This window comes from Paenibacillus sp. NPDC058071 (assembly GCF_042885235.1).
Classification (GTDB): Bacteria; Bacillota; Bacilli; order Paenibacillales; family Paenibacillaceae; genus Pristimantibacillus.
The window spans coordinates 1-20,803 of record NZ_JBHVSK010000009.1 but is presented as its reverse complement, the minus strand read 5'-3'; the positions used below and the strand labels follow the sequence as shown (position 1 = coordinate 20,803).

The 20,803-nt window shown below is 50.3% G+C and carries 11 protein-coding genes; 10 read left to right on the top strand and 1 reads right to left on the bottom strand.

Annotated features, from left to right (window positions below; all coding sequences use genetic code 11):
- The first annotated feature begins 1,109 nt into the window (after window positions 1–1,109).
- The 3 genes from ACFVTB_RS15865 (at window position 1,110) to ACFVTB_RS15855 (ending at window position 6,398) form a co-directional block, all read left to right on the top strand.
- Window positions 1,110–4,664 carry a glycosyl hydrolase family 95 catalytic domain-containing protein gene (locus ACFVTB_RS15865; RefSeq protein WP_387750838.1) on the top strand — a complete coding sequence of 1,185 codons (3,555 nt, stop codon included), beginning with the start codon at window positions 1,110–1,112 and terminating at the stop codon, window positions 4,662–4,664.
- 106 nt (window positions 4,665–4,770) lie between these two features.
- Window positions 4,771–5,862 (top strand): tetratricopeptide repeat-containing glycosyltransferase family 2 protein, encoded by a 1,092-nt coding sequence (locus ACFVTB_RS15860; RefSeq protein ID WP_387750835.1) that lies wholly within the window; start codon window positions 4,771–4,773, stop codon window positions 5,860–5,862.
- Window positions 5,863–6,002: 140 nt separating this feature from the next.
- Complete coding sequence (locus ACFVTB_RS15855; RefSeq protein ID WP_387750833.1) at window positions 6,003–6,398, top strand: hypothetical protein; 396 nt, start codon at window positions 6,003–6,005, stop codon at window positions 6,396–6,398.
- Between the two features lie 349 nt (window positions 6,399–6,747).
- Here ACFVTB_RS15855 and ACFVTB_RS15850 read toward each other — a convergent pair whose 3' ends face one another.
- Window positions 6,748–7,974 carry a GNAT family N-acetyltransferase gene (locus tag ACFVTB_RS15850; protein WP_387750830.1) on the bottom strand — a complete coding sequence of 409 codons (1,227 nt, stop codon included), beginning with the start codon at window positions 7,972–7,974 and terminating at the stop codon, window positions 6,748–6,750.
- Between the two features lie 285 nt (window positions 7,975–8,259).
- Between ACFVTB_RS15850 and ACFVTB_RS15845 the strand changes: the two genes are divergently transcribed.
- The 7 genes from ACFVTB_RS15845 to thiD all read left to right on the top strand — a co-directional run bounded on the left by ACFVTB_RS15845 (window position 8,260) and on the right by thiD (window position 20,690).
- On the top strand, window positions 8,260–9,228 hold the full coding sequence (locus tag ACFVTB_RS15845; protein WP_387750828.1) for a phosphotransferase family protein: 969 nt from the start codon (window positions 8,260–8,262) through the stop codon (window positions 9,226–9,228).
- Window positions 9,229–9,347: 119 nt separating this feature from the next.
- Window positions 9,348–10,685: an ABC transporter substrate-binding protein gene (locus ACFVTB_RS15840; RefSeq protein ID WP_387750826.1), complete on the top strand. Its 1,338-nt coding sequence runs from the start codon at window positions 9,348–9,350 to the stop codon at window positions 10,683–10,685.
- A 367-nt stretch (window positions 10,686–11,052) separates the two neighbouring features.
- Complete coding sequence (locus ACFVTB_RS15835) at window positions 11,053–14,985, top strand: discoidin domain-containing protein (protein WP_387750823.1); 3,933 nt, start codon at window positions 11,053–11,055, stop codon at window positions 14,983–14,985.
- A 197-nt stretch (window positions 14,986–15,182) separates the two neighbouring features.
- Window positions 15,183–16,382: an MFS transporter gene (locus ACFVTB_RS15830; protein ID WP_387751410.1), complete on the top strand. Its 1,200-nt coding sequence runs from the start codon at window positions 15,183–15,185 to the stop codon at window positions 16,380–16,382.
- A 16-nt stretch (window positions 16,383–16,398) separates the two neighbouring features.
- Window positions 16,399–17,301, top strand: coding sequence for a LysR family transcriptional regulator (locus ACFVTB_RS15825; RefSeq protein ID WP_387750820.1), 903 nt, complete (start codon window positions 16,399–16,401; stop codon window positions 17,299–17,301).
- Window positions 17,302–17,412: 111 nt separating this feature from the next.
- On the top strand, window positions 17,413–19,695 hold the full coding sequence (gene metE, locus ACFVTB_RS15820; protein WP_387750817.1) for a 5-methyltetrahydropteroyltriglutamate--homocysteine S-methyltransferase: 2,283 nt from the start codon (window positions 17,413–17,415) through the stop codon (window positions 19,693–19,695).
- Window positions 19,696–19,874: 179 nt separating this feature from the next.
- Window positions 19,875–20,690: a bifunctional hydroxymethylpyrimidine kinase/phosphomethylpyrimidine kinase gene (gene thiD / locus ACFVTB_RS15815; RefSeq protein ID WP_387750814.1), complete on the top strand. Its 816-nt coding sequence runs from the start codon at window positions 19,875–19,877 to the stop codon at window positions 20,688–20,690.
- The last annotated feature ends 113 nt before the right edge of the window (window positions 20,691–20,803 follow it).

The window sequence follows — 20,803 nt, the reverse complement described above, 5'->3', positions numbered from 1 at the left end:
GGTACTTCCCATGTTTATCTTTTCGGCAAATGGAGTTTAGTTGCTTGTAGTAAGGTTTAGGAGGTTATGCGTATTACCGGTCAGCCAGAGATTTCTGGCTGATCTTTTTGTTATGGATAGGGATATAGGCTTGCTGACATTTCGATGCCTTCGGAAATTCACCTTAAATGTACAGAGAGTGCCTTGATTAACTACTTCGGCAAAATGGTGTTGCACCAGGTGTGCCTAGTTGAAGAGTTCAGTGAAGTGGACTAGTAAATGCTCTAGTAAATGCTCCAGTAAATGCTCCAGTAAATGCTCCAGTTAGGATCACACTTGATATGTGTTTTTGTAATGCTTCGGCAGGCGTATCGATGCAGTGTTTTGAATGGCCTTGATAAATCGTCCCACACTGAAGTTCGCGTCTTGGGCTATCGTCATAGTCCAAGGTTTAGCCCGTCCGAGGCAATAACTGCGTTTTTGCAGTTATTGTGAGGCTGGAGGGGCACAAATACGAAATAACTGCATTTATGCAGTTATTTCCAACTCTGAAGGCCTGATTGCGAGCTTGCACTGGCTAATAACAGCTTTATTGCAGTTAATGACTCGTCCAAGGGTCAAATGAAACGAAATAACTGCGTTTCTGCAGTTATTTCCAATTCTGAAGGATCGATTGGGAGCATGCACCGACTAATAACAGTTTTTTGAAATTATTCCCTTGGCCGAGAGTCCGATTGCAAGCTTATCATCCCCCGGCTCAAAACGATGCCTCTAACGCTATCCTCAACTTGTAATAAAGGATCTCTTCCATATTTTTGACAAAATGAAAATGTCAATTAATAACGGTTAATTAGGCTGCTGCGTAACGCCAAATAGCGCTGATTTTTTTGAATAACAGATTTTTCTCGACTATTTATGTAAGAAAATCAATTGTTTTCGATGGGACAGCATCTATGATTAAATAGAGAACAGCTTAGTCAGTCACCGTGACGTCCAACCATATACAAAGGGAAGGGGGTTATCGATGTACTGGAAAAAGTCATCTGAGCATTTTAGAAAGCGCTTACCCAAAAGTGATCAAACGGAAACGGGCAAAAACAAATCCAACATTCGATACGGAGGTTTGATCGGTGACAAAAGTAAATCGTTCTAAAAAAAGAAATGGCTTGTTAAGTGTTGTTCTTGCATCATCATTGGTGCTCGGATCATTTTCGACGGCGGGGTGGGGCGGCGCTTCGATCGCGTCCGCTGCTGACATTCCGAACTCGGAGGCTTTCAATGGCGGAGCAGGTGTGCTGGACGTCGACTATGCATCTTATTTGTCCAAGCATGACGTTGTTTTTCAATCGCCAATCGCTGATACTAAAGGATCGCTTATGGTCGGCAATGGACGTGTCGGCGGCATGGTATGGGATACACAGAACGGCATTACGATGCAAGTGCAAGGCGTAGACGCTTCGCAGGAAGGCTTCGCTTCGCAAGGCTTGGTCAATCTATACACAACGCCGGGGCTGAATACCGGCTATACGACTTATAACCAAAGGCTGTCGCTATACGACGGCACACTAACTAATCAGTATGATCAAAACCGGAAAATAACGTTTTTGGGGTCGCCTAATTCAGAAGTGCTCGGCATTCACGTCGAGGACAGCCGGACCGGCGTTTCGAACGTCACGCTCGATTTGAGCTTATGGGACGTAAGCAACTTCTCCGGCGGAGACGTTAAGGATATTCAAACCTGGCGTACGGTCAACTCGTTCGCTGATCCGACGGTAGCCGGCATTAGCCGCGGCCAGACCGATCAAGACAACTTCGGCTATACGCTCGCAGCGACTGTCGAAGGTGCGAGCTTCACGACGCAAGCAGTTGGCAACAGTAAAGTGCGGTTGAACATTACGCCATCCTCAAGCTACACGATTTGGATTTCGAGCGCGAGCAGACTGAACGCGCCAAACCATAACTCGGTTGCTGAGGCGAAAAACCAGCTGAACAACGTGAAAGCGACCGGATACAATGCTACGCTTGCGAGCTTTAAAAACTGGTGGCATAGCTTCTGGTCGAAATCGTTCGTACAATATTCCAATGCATCGGGCGACGCCGACTATATGGAAAGCTTCTACTATCTAAGCACCTATATGATCGCAGCAGGCGCTTACGGCAACTACCCATCCCATTTCATCAATGGCGTATTCAGTGCCGTGAATGACAACGACAGCGGGAAGTGGAGCAACGCCTACTGGTATTGGAACCAACGGGACGTCTATCATTCATTCCTCGCTTCCAACCATCCGGAAATGGTCCAAACCTTCAACAATCTGTATAGCCGCAACTTTAACCAGCTTAAGTCTTATACGATGACGCGCTATGGCATCGACGGCATTTGGGTGCCAGAGACGATGGGCTGGAACGGCAGTCCTGAGGGCACGATTTATAGTGATTATACGAAAAACACATTATCGACGGCTGCAGAAGCGGCTCTGAACATGTACGCGCAGTACAAATATACGAACGACAGCAATTATTTGACCAATACGGCTTATCCTTTTATGAAGGAAGCAGCCAAGTTTTATGCGAAGAAGCTTTCCTATGACACAGTAACGGGCAAATATTACATGGCTTCCTCGAACGCCCACGAGCAGCATTGGGACGTGAAAAACGCCATTACCGATTTGGCCGCGGTCCGCGCGCTGTTCCCGGTAACGATCTCGACGGCCGCCAGCCTGGGCGTCGACGCGACATTGCGCACCGAGTGGCAGAACGTGCTGAACAATCTCGCTCCGTATCCGATCGATCCGAGCGACCCGAACAAATATTTCCCGCACGATCCGCCGCTTTCCCAGAACCGCAACAACGAGAACGTTGTGCTCGAATTGGCATGGCCTTACAACGTCAGCGGAATCGGGTATCCTGACCATCAAAAGCTGGTAAACAACTACAATAGCCGTCCATACCCGTACGGCGGAAACAATGTTTGGGATCCAGCTCCTATTCAAGCGGCAAGACTCGGCCTGGGCAATGAAGCCTACCTTGGCATGAGAATGATGCTTGAGCGCTATCAGCAGTATCCGAACGGTCGTACGATGAATACTAACGGCGAGTACGAGTATATGGGCGTGCATTTGCTGACTATCAACGAATCGCTGTTGCATAGCTATAACGATAAAATCAGAGTGTTCCCTGCGGCTCCGACCGATTCCAGCTTTGTCGGCAAGTTCACATTGCTGGCTAGCGGAGGGTTCCTCGTCAGCTCTGAAAAATCGAATAACGAAATTAAATATGTCGGCGTGAAAAGCCAGTATGGCAAGCAAGCGACCGTTATTAATCCTTGGGGTACGGAGTCGGTGCGCGTTCGCAGAGTTAGCGATAATGCGATCATCGCGACATCCTCGAACAATGAGTTCACCTTTAATACGACAGCTGGAGCTTCGTATGTGATTGAGCGTACAGCTAAACCGCTTACCAGCTACTCGCATATTCAACTGACAGGCTCCGCTAACCAAGGCGTGAAAACGCTAAGCGGCAGCAACAACAAGCTGGGACTTGATGCAACCGGCGGACGGGCAACCGTTACAACGTTCTACGAACATTCCAATTATGCAGGACTTTCTGCAACGCTGCAGCCTGGAAGCTATACGACCGCACAGCTGGCAGCAGCAGGTATCCCGAACAATTGGGTGTCTTCCGTAAAGGTTCCGCTCGGCTACACGGTAACGATTTACGATAACGATAATTTCACCGGTCCAAGCTGGGTGCTTACGACCGATACCGATTTCCCGAGCTCTTTACCGGGTGCGAACGATAAAATGTCTTCGGTCGTTATTACCGACGGTAATGGCAACGGGGGCGGAGGGGGAAGCTCTACGAAGTACGAAGCGGAGAACGGAACCCGCACCGGAACGGTAAGTATTGGCAATGATCCAGCCGCATCGAACGGCAGAATACTCGAGCATTTCTCGAATATCGGCGATTCGGTAACCATTACAGGCGTTCAGGCGGGCTCAAAATTGATTATCGGGTATGCCACCAGCAACAACCCGGGCCGACTGACCTTGTACGTCAACGGCGTAAACAGCGGAAAAGTGACATTTACAAGCACGAACAGTTGGAATACGACGTATTCGACAGTGGAAGTGGCGCAAAACATTCCTGCGAATGCGACGATTAAGCTTCAGCTTGACAGCGGCGATGCCGGCGCGAATCTCGACTATGTAACGGTGCAAGCGGCGGCAGGACAATCGTTGCTGGCAAAAGGCGAGGAAGCAGTAAAAGAAGAGGCGGCGCTAGTACCGGAAGAAGAGGAAGCAGTTGTGGAAGAAGGGCAGAGATACGAAGCGGAAAACGCAACGCTGACCGATGTCAGCATCTCGGCTGATCCCGCAGCCTCTAACGGCCTTGAAGTAACCGGATTTTCCGTGCCGGACAGTTCCGCAGTCGCTTTTACAAGCGAGGTGGCAGGCAGCAGCCTGATCATTGGATACACGACTGCAAATGAGAACAGCAAGATGAGCATTTATGTCAACGGAGAGCTAGTGAAAAGCGTAAGCTTCCCGTCAACAGGAGTCTGGGACGGCAGCTACGCCACAGTTCAGACCGAACTGGACATTCCGGCCAACGCAGTTGTGAAGCTGCAGCTGAACGCCGGCGATCTGGGCTCGAACATCGATTACTTTATCGTCCAGCCGTAATGGCTAACAAGAAAGAGGCTGTCTTAGGCAGTCTCTTTCTTTATTGTCCATACCGATGAGCGCCTTCTCCATATACTAGGATAGGACAGAGTCGGGGGGCGGTTCGATGATACCGATAAGCTTGTGCATGATTGTGAAGGATGAGGAGCAGGTATTGGAGCGTTGCTTGCAATCAGCTGCCGAGTTAGTAGAGGAGATTGTCATTGTGGATACTGGTTCGTCGGACAGAACATTGGAAATTGCGGCTAAATATACCGATCGGATATTTGCCTTCGACTGGATAGAAGATTTTGGAGCCGCTCGAAACTATTCATTCGAACAGGCGACGAAAGACTATATTTTATGGCTGGACGCCGACGACTGGCTGCAGGAGACGGACCGTGAAGCCTTTTTGGCGCTGAAAAGCTCGCTCGATCCGGCAATCGACGCCGTCTCTATGAACTACATCGTCGCTTTCGATCCGCATGGCGGCGCTGCCGCGGTCGTAAAACGGCATCGGCTGGTCAAGCGCTCCCGACAATTTCGTTGGGTGGAGCGGGTACACGAATATTTGCAGGTGGACGGAAAAATCGTGACGTCGGATATTGCCGTCAGCCATGGCCGCACCTTGGCAAGCGGAACGCGCAATTTGCGCATATACGAGAGCATGCTGGCACAGGGCGAGTCATTCACGGACCGGCAGTTATTGCACTACGGCATGGAGCTTACCGCCAACGGCCGCTATCGGCATGCAATTGAAGCATTCGGTAAATGCTTGGACAATCACGGAGGTTACTTCGAAAGCAAGGCGGATTGCTGCGACCGGATCGCCCATTGCTATCATCAGTTGGGAGAACAAGAGAATGAGCTGCACGCTTTACTGCGCTTATTTCAATATGACGTGCCGCGCGCTGATTATGCTTGCAGGATCGCATACTTTTTTCAGGAAAACGAAGACGTTATGAAGGCGATTCATTGGTACCGGCTGGCTCTGAAGCTGGAGAAGCCTGAAAACCGGCAGTTTGGAGTTAATGAAGCAGCGTGGACGTGGCTTCCTCATTTGCAGCTCGTAGCTTGCTACGGACGAATAGGGGATTTGCAATCGGCTTATTGGCATAACGAAAAAGCATTGTCGTATGCGCCGGACGATGCCAACATGCTGTATAACAAAAGACTGCTGGAAGAGAGACTAGCGGAGTCTAGCAGCCAAATCGATTAGAACGGGCTTGTCTCGCCGACCCATTTCGAAACAGCTTCCGCTTCTACCGGCTCTATTAAACGATTTGTCCCATAGTATGAACAGACGCTAGAGTTGCTCGTTTAACAGCGAAGCGTCTCGTTCAATAAGGAGGAGATGGGATGACAGTGAAAAGGACAGGACAAGGGAAGGGTATCGTTAAAAAGTCGGCTGCGGCAAAGTCAACTGCAACCAAGTCAACTACGGCAAAAGCGACGTATTGCAAGCCGGTTTTTCCGAAACCGTTTCGCAAACCGGTCGTCTGCAAGCCAGCCTGCCATAAAAAGCCGGTTAGAAAAGCGAGAAAATCGGCTTTTGCAGCCGTATCGGGCGCGAATCAAACGTTGACGGACGGGGTTTTCGCCAAAGTGCAATATCAGGTGCAGCAGCTCGATCTGAACAACGAATACAACTCGGCGACGTCAACGTTCCGGCCGAAGCAAAGCGGTGTCTACTCGCTTGTCGCCAGCGTATCTTTCACGACGATTACGATGACGCCGGTAACAATGGATTTGTAAATTCGCGTCAATGGCGTGTCGCGCATATCCGATCAAGAAAATTTTACGCCGCGGACCGGCATTATCGACGCCTCCGGCATTATTCGATCGGGTAGAGGTTTTCGCCAGAGCTACGGGTGAGAACGGAGAAATACTCAGCGGCTTGGCGACGCGCTTCGAAGGCGCTCGCATCAACTAAAGTCAGCGCGAACGGGCATAAAGGGCGGGAACGAAAAGCAGATTAAGGTTTACTATGTGAAGCTAACTAGACAAAAAGCGAATCAATAGCAAAACGGCGGAGCAAGGTCTGTATCCTTGTTCCGCCGTTTGTCCTATTATAAAACCTAGCTCGCTATACTGACGATTCTGATTAAAAATAGTCGGAAAAATAAGGTTTTTCGCGAATAATCAAATTCTCGAGCAACTGCACCGTGTCTTTATCGGCTTGAATGCGTCCGATTTGAGCCAAATAGGAAGGACGCTTGTAGCCCATCAGCATCGTCGTAATGGTCGGAATATCGAACGTAATAGCAGGCTCGGATCCGCCAGCGCCGTTCGTCAACCGACCTTGTCCGGAAGGATCGACCGTTAGCGTAAACGTTCCCTGATTCCATTCCAACATAGAGTCGTCCAGCTTAAAGACAAGCTTGCGTTCCCGCTCTTGAGGATGGAATGGATACTGCTCGATAAATAGCCGGATATCAACGATTCGCGCCATAAAATAAGGGGCAATCGTCTCTTTAATATCGCCGTCGTCCAGTAGAAAGGCCAGCGGCTCGCCTTTATAAATATCGCCTTTTACCATTGTAATCATCGAGAAGTGGGCGCTAATGAAGTTCCATAGTCCGGCGCGAGCCTCTTCGTCGATGGAAACAAGCTCTTTAATATGAAAGATTTCTTCAGCTACCCAGTAAAGCAAATACCCGGTCGGCTCGTCGTTGCTGTCATAGTAGATAGCGACGGTCATATCGTCCAAATCCCAACGCAAGTATTCTTCCCAGGCGAGCTGATTGCGAAGCATTGCGCCGTGGTGGGCGAGAGCGAATTTTTCATACACTTTTTTAATATCAGGGTGTTCAATCGTAACCCGCTCGACGTTCCCCGGAACCATTCTCGGCTTCGGCAGCTGTGTGTCCATCACTTCAAATGAAATTTTATTCGAAATGATTTCCCAGCCCTTGCGCCGATAATAGGGAATCGAATAAGGATATAAATAGGAGATCGATTGCTTCTTGTCGCGCATATGGCTTAACGAGTGAAGCATCAATTTATTCATTAGGCCTAGGTTGGCGTATTCGGGATAGGTGCCGACGCCAGTCAAACCGCCCATTTCGTATATTTTTCCGAAAATATTGACTCTGAACGGATAGACCGCAAGCTGTGAAATCAGCTTGTCCCCGTCGAACCAGCCGAGCACGTCGGCATGCCGAAGCACCGGCAGCTTTGACTGGGCGATCTCGCGATTTTCCCAGCCGAACGTTTGTAAATCCCGGTTTGTCACTTGAAATACATAACGCAGCAAATCGTTGAATTGTTCCCCAAATTCAGGGCCGACATTTCGCAGCTTGAGTCTGTCAACCACCTTGCGGCGACTCATGATAACAACCTCCAATTGATTTGAACCCTCTCTTACTAGTATAAAGTTAGCTTGATTTGATTACAACGTTTGGCAGCCATTATGTTTGACAAAGGTTGGAAACCTTCTTATAATAGACTCTTCTTCAAACAAAAGGATGATGAAAGCGCTTGCTGGGGCGACTGGCCTTGAAAGCCGCGGGAGTCGAACGCTTTCGCGGTTTTTTCATGCAGACGGCCGTTACGAACGGCTATTTACAGTTGAGTGAAAGTAGCCTGAATACAGGAGAATAGGAGGGGATTAGCGATGAACGAACAACCCGACAGTCTGAACAGCGAGGCAGAGCGGCTTCGCAACGCGATTCCTTCTTTGCGGGAATGTCAGACGGTCGAGCCAATCGATAAGGGCTACTCACGTGATCGGAAATATACCGTTTACGGGAAAGACGGCGCTGCACAGTACGTGCTAAGAACTTATGCCATCGGAGAGCATGAGGTCAAGAAGCGAGAATTTGAAGCTTTAAAGCGTATGGAGGAGAAGGGTGTTACTTGCTCTAGGCCTATTGAGATCGGGCGGCTAGCTGAGCTTGAAATCGGTTATATGCTCGTTTCGCATATTCCTGGAATCGAGGCGACGGAAGCGCTCCCGCTGCTCAGTGAAGATGAGCAGTGCCGGATCGGTTTGCAAGCGGGAGAGGAGCTGCGCAAAATACATCAAGTTCTGGCCCCGGACTCAATAGGTTCCTGGCAAGCGCGTATGGTGGAGAAGCATGCCAAATACCGAATCGATTACGAGCGGCTTGGCGTGCGAATCGAAGGGGAGGGCGAGCTGTTTGCTTTTATCGATTCCCACCTTCATCTGATGCAAGGCAGACCGAACGTTTTCCAGCACGACGACTTTCATATCGGAAACTTAATTGTGCAAGACGGGAAGCTGTCGGGCGTCATCGACTTCAATCGGTATGATTGGGGAGATCCCATATCCGATTTATTGAAGATTGGCATTTTTAGCGCGGAAGTGAGCGTACCCTTCTCAGTAGGTCAACTGATTGGCTATCATGAGGGGGATGAACCAGATGATGATTTTTGGCGGTTATATTCGCTCTATTTGGCAATGACGCTTGTTTCTTCTGTCGTCTGGATTCTGAAGACGAAGCCGGAAGAGCTTGACGTGATGATGGCTAAAATCGTCAAAGTAATGAACGATCATCGAAATTTCGACACCGTAGTGCCTGCATGGTACCGGTCGTTTTTCAAAAAAAGTTTGGAAATATAATGGAATCTCATACATTTTCCGTAATATTGCTTATTACTTCCTGCCTGATTCCTTCTATATAATAGGCCTAGACGACCGAAGGCTGAAGCTATGGTCGGGATACCTTACAGGAGGGTCATATGAATAATAAGCAGATAGTTATGACGGGACTTGCTGCGCTGTTGACGACAGCATTGCTGTCGGGCTGCACAGGAACAGAAAAAGCGGAATCTTCTAAACTTAAAGTCATGTATTTCGACGAATATTCCTTCAATATGGAATATGGAAGCCTCTTTCAGTCCAAGTATCCGAATATTGAGCTGGAAATGGTTCATCTAAACCGTATGGAGATAAACCCGGACGATACAAAGGCATACGCCGATTTTGTAGAGCGGGAGAAGCCCGACGTGCTGCTGCTCAATCCGGCCCAGTACAAAATTATGCTGCGTGAAGGAAAGCTGGTCGCGCTGGACGGCATGATTAAGAAATCGAAGTATTCGCTCGATTCGATGCATGCGGGCGTACTTGGCATGCTGCGATCGATCGGCGACGGCGACCTGTATGGCCTTGCGCCTACTTTTAGTTCGAACGCTTTGTTTTACAACAAAGACCTGTTCGATCGTTACCAAATCGAGCCGCCGCACGATCAGATGACGTGGGAGGAAGTGCTTGCTTTGGCCGACCGGTTTCCAAGCGACGGCGAGGGTGAGGAACGGGTATACGGTCTGACGCTGCTTCCGTGGGAATCGACGCCGAGCGGCCTATTAAGCCGGATGGATACGACCGACGGTTTGAAATGGTACGATCCGGTTCAGAGAACGGTTAAACTCAATTCCGAGCGGCAAAAGTTGAATGCGGAACGGTCCATAACTTCCTTCCAAAAAGGCAGCGTCTACTATATTGATTTTGAAGGACAAATGATCGATTTCGATGTTATGAAAAAGTCGCCGTTCGTAACAGGAAAAGCCGCCATGATGCTGGGCAATTTTACAGATTTCTTATCGATGGACGCCTTCATCAGCGAAAGCCAACCAAGCATGAATTGGGCGATTGTGACGGAGCCGGTTAGTGCGGAGGATCCCGACCGGTCGGTCGGACTGCGGATAGAGGATATTTTCGCTATTAATGCAGCTTCGCCGAATGAAAAGGCAGCCTGGGAATTCATCCGATTCGCTAGCGGCGAAGAGAATGCCAAACTGAAATCGAAAAACTCGTACAAACTATTGTCTAGAACGGATCAGTTTAAGGAGTGGAACGGCCACGATCTTACCGCTTTCTACAAGTTAAAGACCAGTGGAAGTGACCTGTTTCCGACGGATTTGCCAGGCAGTTTTTATCAAGCGCTTAATTCATTGAAATCGAAAGAACTGAATGAGGCGTTTGATGGTAACAAATCGGCGGGCGATGCGCTGGATGCGGTGCAGCAGGAAGCGCAGTTGCTCCTCAATACGATTCCGCCCGAACAAAAGAGTGAATAAACTTTTGAAAAACCGCGATGATCGCGGTTTTTCTTGTTACGCCGAGCAATTTCAACTCCAAATCGAAGGAGTTGGAAGACGTATCCGGTGGAAATCGAAAAAAGATGTCCAATCTTCATGGAAACGCATACATTTTGCGTAGTATTACCTATCCTTTCCTCTTCCAGTTATTCACTATAATGAGGATGTGTCGCGAAGATAGGAGGTCGCAATATTCATTTCGGAAAGGACGGTGGGGGAAATTCAATAAAATGAAAGCGCTTAAAAGGAATGCGAATTTGGTCTAAATCGGTTTTACTGCCGAGAGGCAGCATTATGATTCGCAAGCTATGATCCGCAGCAAACGATATTATTGAGGAGGAAAATAATGCGCAACAAAACGATTGCATGGTCGCTTATCGCGGCTTTGCTCTTATCCACCCTGTACTTCTCGATCGGCACTTTGGTTCCGGTATATGCGGCCGGGGGACCGAACCTTGCTCTTGGAAAAACCGTTACAGCAAGCGGGCAGTCACAAAACTATGAGCCGAACAATGTAAGGGACGGCAATCAAGGCACGTATTGGGAAAGCACGAATAATGCGTTCCCGCAATGGATTCAAGTCGATCTGGGTACCAGCGTCAGCATTGACCAGATTGTGCTGAAGCTTCCGGCAGGCTGGGGCTCAAGAACCCAGACATTGTCTGTGCAAGGCAGCGCTGACGGATCAACATTTTCCGACATTGTCGGTTCCGCAAATTATTTGTTTGATCCTGCCGTTTCCAACAATTCGGTGGCCATCAACTTCAACGCCGCGTCAACGCGTTTCGTTCGTTTGAACATAACGGCCAACACGGGCTGGCAAGCGGCACAGCTGTCAGAATTCGAGATTTACGGTGCAGGCGGCAGCACGCCGACCCCTACGCCAACGCCTTCCGTGGCGCCAACAGGTGTCTATGAAGCGGAAGCAGCGGCGTTGAGCGGCGGCGCGAAGATCAATACCGACCATACCGGCTATTCGGGTAGCGGATTTGTTGACGGCTACTGGAACCAAGGAGCCTCAACGACGTTTACCGTACAAGTCCAGGAGGCTGGCAGCCGCGACGTAACGCTGAAGTATGCGAACGCAAGCGGCAGCGCGAAGACGCTAAGCCTTTATATCAACGGTACGAAGCTCCGCCAGGTTTCATTGCCGAATTTGGCAAATTGGGATACATGGGGCAGCAAAACCGATTCGGTAACTTTAAATGCAGGAAATAATACCATTTCCTACCGATATGACGCGGGAGACAGCGGCAACGTTAATCTCGATCAAATCATTGTATCGAACACAGTCGTGACACCGACACCGACACCGACACCGACACCGACACCGACACCAACGCCAACACCAACACCAACACCAACACCGACACCGACACCAACACCAACACCAACACCAACACCAACACCAACACCGACACCGACACCGACACCGACACCAACACCAACACCAACACCGACGCCATCGCCTGGCAGCAATATTGCGGTTGGCAAACCGATCAGCGCTTCTTCCAGCACTTTCACTTATGTAGCCGCAAATGCGAATGATAATGACACGAACACCTATTGGGAGGGCGGCGGAAATCCGAGCTCGCTCACGCTCGATCTCGGCTCGAACCACGATATCACCTCAATCGTATTGAAGCTGAATCCAGCGTCCGCTTGGAGCACGCGCACACAGACGATCCAAGTGCTGGGCCATGGTCAAAATACGACAACATTCAGTAACTTGGTATCTGCCCAATCCTATACGTTCAATCCGGCAACGGGCAACTCCGTGACGATACCGGTAACGGCGACGGTGAAGCGACTGCAGCTGAACATTACAGCGAACTCGGGCGCTTCTGCCGGTCAAATTGCCGAATTCCAAGTATTCGGCACGCCGGGCGCCAATCCGGATTTAACAATTAACGGCATGTCCTGGACGCCAGGCTCTCCGATCGAAACCGATGCGGTGACGCTGAATGCGACGGTTGCCAATATCGGCAATGCTCCATCCGCTGCGACGTCCGTCAATTTCTACTTGAACAATACGCTTGCGGGCAACGCTCCGGTAGGGCCGCTTGCAGCGGGCGCGACTGCAAACGTATCGCTGAATGCCGGAGTGGTTACAGCGGGCACTTATACGCTGAACGCTAAAGTGGATGAAAACAATGTTGTTATTGAACGCAACGAAGCGAACAACAGCTACACGCATTCCTCTAATTTGACGGTAACGCCGGTACAAAGCTCGGATTTGGTCGGCACTGTGTCCTGGTCGCCGAATACTCCGATTGCCGGCAATGCGATTGCATTCACCGTTAACTTGAAAAACCAAGGAAACGTTGCATCCGCGGCAGGAGCGCACCCAATCACTGTCGCCATTAAGAACGACGCGGGAGCAACCGTTCAATCGTTTACAGGTTCCTATAACGGGGTTATCGCTGCGGGCTCGTCTGTCAATGTTTCCTTGGGCTCGTGGACAGCCGTAAACGGTACCTATACGGTTCAAGTGACGGTTGCTGCCGATGCAAACGAACTGCCGATCAAGCAGTCCAACAATTCGAGCAGTGTTAGCTTCGTTACGTATGCGGCTCGCGGCGCGAGCATGCCGTACAAACGCTACGATACGCAAGATGCAACCCGCGGCGGCGGCGCTACGCTGCAATCCGCGCCAACCTTCGACCAGTCTCTGACTGCATCGGAAGCTTCGGGTCAACAATATATCGCACTTCCGTCCAACGGCTCCTATTCGCAATGGACGATCAGAGAAGGAGAAGGCGGCGCAGGCGTCACGATGCGCTTTACGATGCCGGACTCCGCCAATGGCATGGGCTTGAACGGTTCGCTTGACGTGTACGTCAACGGAACGAAAGCGAAGACGGTTTCGCTCACTTCTTACTTTAACTGGCAATACTTCTCCAGTGATCAGCCGGCCGATACGCCGAGCGGCGGACGCCCGCTGTTCCGTTTCGACGAAGTGCATTGGAAGCTGGACACCCCGCTTAAACCGGGAGACACGATTCGCATTCAGAAGGGCAACGGCGACAATCTGGAGTACGGCGTCGATTTCCTGGAAATCGAGCCGGTTCCGACCGCAATCGCCCGTCCAACCAATGCGGTATCCGTCACCGACTTCGGCGCAGTAGCCAATGACGGTCAAGACGATCTGGCCGCTTTCAATGCGGCGGTCAGCGCAGCAGTAGCTCAAGGCAAAACGCTTTATATTCCGGAAGGCACTTTCCACCTCAGCAGCATGTGGAAAATCGGTACGCCGGAAAACATGATCGACAACATTACCATCTTGGGCGCCGGTATTTGGCACACCAACATTCAGTTTACGAATCCGAATATCGCTTCCGGCGGCATCTCGTTCCGCGTTACCGGACAGCTTGATTTCAGCAACGTGTACATGAATTCCAACTTGCGCTCCCGTTACCATGAAGGCGCCATCTATAAAGCGTTCATGGACAACTTCGGGAAAAATTCGAAAGTGCATAATGTTTGGGTTGAGCACTTCGAATGCGGCTTCTGGGTAGGCGATTATGCGAAGTCGCCAGCCATTTACGCCGATGGACTCGTCATTGAGAACAGCCGGATTCGCAACAATTTGGCTGACGGCGTCAATTTCGCGCAAGGAACGAGCAATTCGACCGTACGCAACAGCAGCATCCGCAATAACGGTGACGACGGTCTGGCCGTATGGACGAGTAACGTGAACGGCGCTCGCGCCGGCGTCAACAACACGTTCTCTTACAATACGATCGAGAACAACTGGCGCGCGGCGGCCATCGCCTTCTTCGGAGGAAGCGGCCACAAAGCGACCAACAACTTGATCGTCGATACGGTAGGCGGTTCGGCCATCCGGATGAATACGGTATTCCCAGGCTACCACTTCCAGAACAACACCGGCATCGTGTTTGCCGACACGACTATTATCAATAGTGGCACAAGTAAAGACTTGTATAATGGCGAACGCGGAGCGATCGATCTGGAGGCATCCAACGATTCGATCAAAAACGTCACATTCAACAATATCGATATTTTGAACACGCAGCGCAGCGCCATCCAATTCGGCTATGGCGGCGGCTTCGAAAACATCGTCTTCAACAATATTCGAATTGACGGTACCGGTCTGGACGGCGTTACGACGTCGCGTTTCACGTCTCCACATAAAGGAGCGGCCATTTACACGTACACTGGCAATGGATCGGCTACGTTCAACAATTTAACGACAAGCAATATTGCGCATCCAAACATCAATTTCATTCAAAACGGCTTCAACCTGACGATTCAGTAGGAGCGGTTGCAAGTAAGGGAGAGGAATGCTTCGGCATTCCTCTCTTTTTTTGATGCAAGCGCTTAGTATGGTGGCGGTGGGTTTTTATTGACTTTATAGGGGAGGAAATCTATAATCCTCTTGTTTGTGCAAACGCTCGCAACAGGAGGAAGCTCTAAGTGGAAAAACGAAGGTTCTCGATTAATAAAATCTATGTGATGCAGCTGGCGACGATTTTTCTAGGCTTTATCGTCTTTGGCATATCGGAAAACATAAAAGGTCCTGCTATCCCGCGCATTCAATTTGATTTTGGCTTAAACGAATCGCAGCTCGGCACATTGCTGTCGCTCAATGCGCTCGGCTACTTGCTTGCTTGTTCGTTCACCGCCGTATTAACTCGGCTTTGGGGTATTAAAATCGTAAGTATTCTTTCATTTGCACTTATGATCGCATCCGGTGTTCTTATCTTTTTTTCGCATAGCTATTCTATATTCTCATCTTCCTATTTTCTAATGTATATCGGCAACGGCATGTTGGAAATCGCGCTGGCGATATTGGGAGCGAGAATATTCGTCAAAAATACGGGCTTCATGATGAATTTGACCCACGGCTTTTACGGGCTTAGCTCCACCGTAGCTCCGCTTGTCGCCACAGGAGTCATGTCTGTTCAAGTGTTCGGCCATACGCTCGATTGGCGCGGTATGTATTTGGTCATGCTGTCGCTGTCTGTCTTGCCGATTATTGCTGCGCTAGGCAGCTCGTTTCCTGGCGACAATGTGGCGCATGATGAGAGAGTGCCGCTGAAGAAGCTGATGCGCGATCCGGTGCTGTGGCTGATGGTGCTCATCCTTTCCTCCGGCGTCGTCTCGGAGCTTGCGGTTGGCGGATGGCTCGTCAATTTTCTCGAGAAAGCCTATAAGTGGGACACGATTGAAGCGTCCGGTATGCTGTCCGCCTTTTTTCTTTGCTTCGCCTTGGCGAGACTGCTGCTGGGGGCGTTGACCGATCGATTCGGCTACGTATTATCGCTGGCGCTTTTTTCGGCTTTCTCGGCGTTATGCACATTTGGCGCTATTGCAGGAGGAGAACGCGTCGCCTTTCTATTCGCCGCTTCGGGCATCGGGATCGCGATGGTTTATCCGACGGTGATGGCTTTTATCGCCAAGCGTTATTCGAAGGGCAGCGATACGGCTATAACGTTCACTGTTACATTGATGGGACTCGGAAGCGTCATTGGCAACTACTTAATTGGTTTCATCACAGAAAGCGCCAAGCGGTTGTACGGTTCCGACACGCCGCTAGGCTTGTTGAGAGGTCTTCAAGCTGGTTACGGATTCATTGGGCTATGCGCTTTGGTTTGCGCCGTGTTTAGCGTTATTCTATATTTAATGTTAAAGAAACAGAAGGAACTTATATAGTAGGGGGACGATACCCGTGACGCTGCAGCAATTAAAATATGTGATCGAAGTGGCCAATCGCGGCTCGATCAACGAGGCCGCGAAGCGGCTGTTCATTTCTCAGCCGACCTTGTCCAATGCGATTAAAGATTTGGAAGAGGAAATGCAGATTGCGATATTTGAGCGGTCGAATAAAGGAATTTCGTTGTCTAAGGAAGGCGTGGAGTTCTTAAGCTACGCTAGGCAAGTCGTCGAGCAGGCGGAGCTGCTTGAGAGCCGTTATTTGAACGCGAAGCCATCCCCGCAGCATTTCTCGGTATCGACGCAGCATTACGCTTTCGCAGTGAACGCCTTTGCTCATTTGGTGAAGGAGTACGGACAAGAGGAGTATGAGCTGTCGCTCCGAGAAACCAAAACGTACGAAATTATCGAGGATGTCAAAACGATGCGCAGCGAGATCGGCATTCTTTATTTGAACGAATTTAACGGAAAAGTGATCAATAAGCTGCTGAAAAGCGCTAATTTGCAGTTCAACAGCCTTTTTACAGCTAAACCGCATGTGTTTATTAGCGTCCACAATCCGCTGGCCAAGCAATCAATCGTTACGATTGAAGATCTGCAGCAATATCCCTACTTGTCGTTCGATCAAGGCGAATACAACTCCTTTCATTTCTCGGAAGAAATATTGAGCACGCTGATTCGGAAAAAGAGCATCGTGGTGACCGACCGCGCAACGCTGTTTAATTTGCTGATCGGCGTCAACGGATACACCATTTCCACCGGCGTATTAAGCTCCGATCTGAACGGTAATGATATTATCCCTGTTCCGCTGGCGATCGATGAAAACATTAATGTAGGTTGGATCTCGCATCGCAACGTTGCGCTGTCCAAGCTGGGAGCGGCCTATATCGAGGCGCTGGAGCAAGCAATCGGCCGATAGTTTTCTGTTATAGCAAACGGCTATAACTGGATATAGTATTAATCAGTTACCCTATACCTGCGAAACCATGCTATCTTTCTAGTAACAAAACGTTTGGGAGAGTGTTACGAGATGGTGAAAAGCAGCGTACTAGGGTATCCGCGCATCGGCGCGAATCGCGAATGGAAAAAAGCGCTTGAAGCGTTCTGGGCAGGCAAGCTGGAGGAGTCTGAGCTGCACAGCCAACTGCGCGATATTCGACTTGGTCATTTGCGCAAGCAGAAGGAAAAAGGCATCGATTGGATAGCGGTTAACGACTTCAGCTATTACGATCAAGTACTTGATACGGCTACTATGTTCGGTATCGTACCTAAACGTTTCGCTTACGAAGGCAGAGTAGTACCGTTGTCGGTTTACTATGGCATCGCGCGCGGTACGAAAGAGGCGACTGCCAGCGAAATGACGAAATGGTTCAACACGAACTATCATTATATCGTTCCCGAGTTTGACGGTGCAGCTCCTGCGCTCACTGAGAATAAGCCGCTCGCCGCTTATCGCGAAGCGAAGCAGGAATTGGGTATCGAGGGCAAGCCTGTCCTGATCGGACCGCTCACGTTCGTGAAGCTGTCGAAGGGCTATGCCGCTGCTGAAACGGACGCTTGGATCGATCGTCTGATCCCGCTCTACGAGCAAGTTCTGCGTGAACTGGCGCAAGAAGGCGTGCAATGGGTGCAAATTGACGAGCCGATTCTCGCTACGAAAGTAAGCGACGCTGATATCGCTAGACTGAAACGCATTTACGCCGCATTTGCAGCTGCAGCTCCTAGCTTGAACATCATGCTGCAAACGTATTTTGAAGCGGTTGATCAATATAACGAAATCGTACAATTACCGGTTCAAGGCATCGGTCTGGACTTTGTTCATGGTCTGTCCGGCAACTCGGAAGCATTGAAGCAATACGGTTTCCCAGCGGACAAAACGCTCGGTGCAGGTGTTATTGACGGACGCGGCATTTGGAAAGCATCGCTCGGCGAGAAGTTGTCGCTGCTCAAGCAGCTGTCGACTTATGCGAGTGGCGATCGCCTGGTCGTGCAAACATCTTCGAGCCTGCTGCACGTACCTGTAACCGTAGCAAACGAAACGAAGCTGCTTCCGGAACTGAAAAATGCGCTTGCTTTTGCAGATGAGAAGCTGGACGAAGTTGTCCTTCTGGCGAAAGCATTAACATCGGGCGCCGAATCCATCGCTGCAGAGCTGGAAGCGAGCGAACGCGATGTACAAGCGCTCAAGCAATCGGCGGAGCGCAATCGCAACGCTGTGAAGCAAGCTGTTGCTGAAATCAGCAGCAAAGAGCCAAATCGCAGTCTGCCATTTGCCGATCGTCATGTGAAACAACAAGAGAAGTGGCAATTGCCGCTGCTTCCAACGACGACTATTGGCAGCTTCCCGCAATCGGCGGAAGTGCGCAAAGCACGTCAATCGTGGCGTAAAGGCGAGTGGAACAATGAACAATATGCCGCTTTTATTCGGGATCAAATCGATACTTGGGTGAAGCTGCAGGAAGAGATCGGCATTGACGTGCTTGTGCACGGCGAATTTGAACGGACGGACATGGTTGAGTTTTTCGGCGAGAAATTAGCTGGCTTCGCCTTTACACAATGGGGCTGGGTACAATCGTATGGTTCCCGCTGCGTGAAGCCTCCGATCATCTTTGGCGACGTTGCGTTTGTTGAAGCGATGACGGTAGAAGAGACCCAATACGCGCAATCGCAAACGTCCCGTCCGGTAAAAGGGATGCTGACAGGTCCAATTACAATTATGAACTGGTCGTTCGTCCGCGACGATATTTCGCGCGAGCAAATCGCTTATCAGCTTGCTTACGCACTGCGTCAAGAGGTTGAAGCACTGGAGCAAGCGGGCATCGGCATGATCCAGGTTGACGAGCCGGCTGTACGCGAAGGCCTTCCATTGAAAGAAAAAGATCAAGCTGAGTATCTCGACTGGGCGGTTAAAGCATTCCGCTTGACGACTTGCACGGTAGAAGATACAACGCAAATTCATACACATATGTGCTATTGCGAATTCCACGATATGATCGATTCGATCGAAGCGATGGACGCCGACGTTATCTCGATCGAGACGTCGCGCAGCCACGGTGAATTGATTCATAGCTTCGAGGAGAACACTTACGAGCTGGGCATCGGCCTTGGCGTCTATGACATCCATAGCCCTCGTGTGCCTGCTGTCGACGAAATGTCGAACATGATCGACCGCGCTCTGCGCGTACTTGATCCAAAGCTGTTCTGGATTAACCCAGACTGCGGTCTGAAAACGCGCGGCACGGATGAAACGGTGAAATCGCTGCGCAACATGGTCGAGGCGACGAAACTCGCCCGCGCGAAACACTCCGTTTAATATAGATGCCGGATAGGCAAAGAAAAGCAGGCGCTTCGGCGTCTGCTTTCCTTATTTATGTGTAAAAAATAACGGCGCCCTGCCGTCCTTATTTTTTAATAGAAGAGCCGCATGGTTTGACAAGCGATAGAATTGGCAGTAGGATGGTTGCAACTGCATAAAAAGGAGAAATCGTCTTCATGAGTATTCCAAAAACATTAAGCGTAGCCGGATCGGATACAAGCGGCGGCGCAGGCATTCAAGCGGATCTTAAAACCTTTCAGGAGCTGGGCGTGTACGGTATGACCGTTCTGACGACAATCGTCGCAATGGAGCCGAAAACATGGGATCATCTGGTCTTTCCGGTAGAGCTGTCAATCGTTGAGGCGCAGCTTCGCACCGTCCTTGACGGCATCGGCTTCGATGCAATGAAGACGGGCATGCTTGGCTCGGTCGACATTATCGAATTAGTTGCCAAGGAGTTGAAGCGCGCCGGGATGAAACGGATCGTCATCGATCCGGTAATGGTGTGCAAAGGAACGGATGAAGTGCTTCAGCCGGAAAATACAGAAGCAATGCTGCAATTTTTGATCCCGGGCGCCGATCTTGTAACGCCGAACTTGTTCGAGGCGTCACAGCTGGCGAAAACCGGTCCGATTCGGACACGTGAGCAAATGCAGCAAGCGGCGGCCATTATTCACGAGCATGGCGCCAAGCATGTGCTGATTAAAGATCGGGGCGTTATCGAGCCTGGCCGCGCGATTGATTTGCTCTATGACGGTCAAGTCTTCGACTGGCACGAAGCTGCGGCTGTTAAAACGAGTTATACGCACGGTGCTGGCTGCACCACCTCGGCGGCAATCACGGCAGGATTTGCCAAAGGTTTGTCCGTGAAAGAAGCGGTTCGCGAAGGCAAAGCCTTCATTACAAAGGCGATTGCCGGGGGCTTCCCGCTGAACAGCTTCGTCGGACCGACGCTGCATGCCGCACACCGGTTGGAAGGCAGCGTCAATTAATCATTAAAAGCAACGCAATAACGGCGGCGCAGGGACATAGTCCCTGCGCCCCCGCTTTTTCGTTGGGGCGATACGCCGCCGTTTGTAAGCTCGATCCCAGTAACTTATTAAAA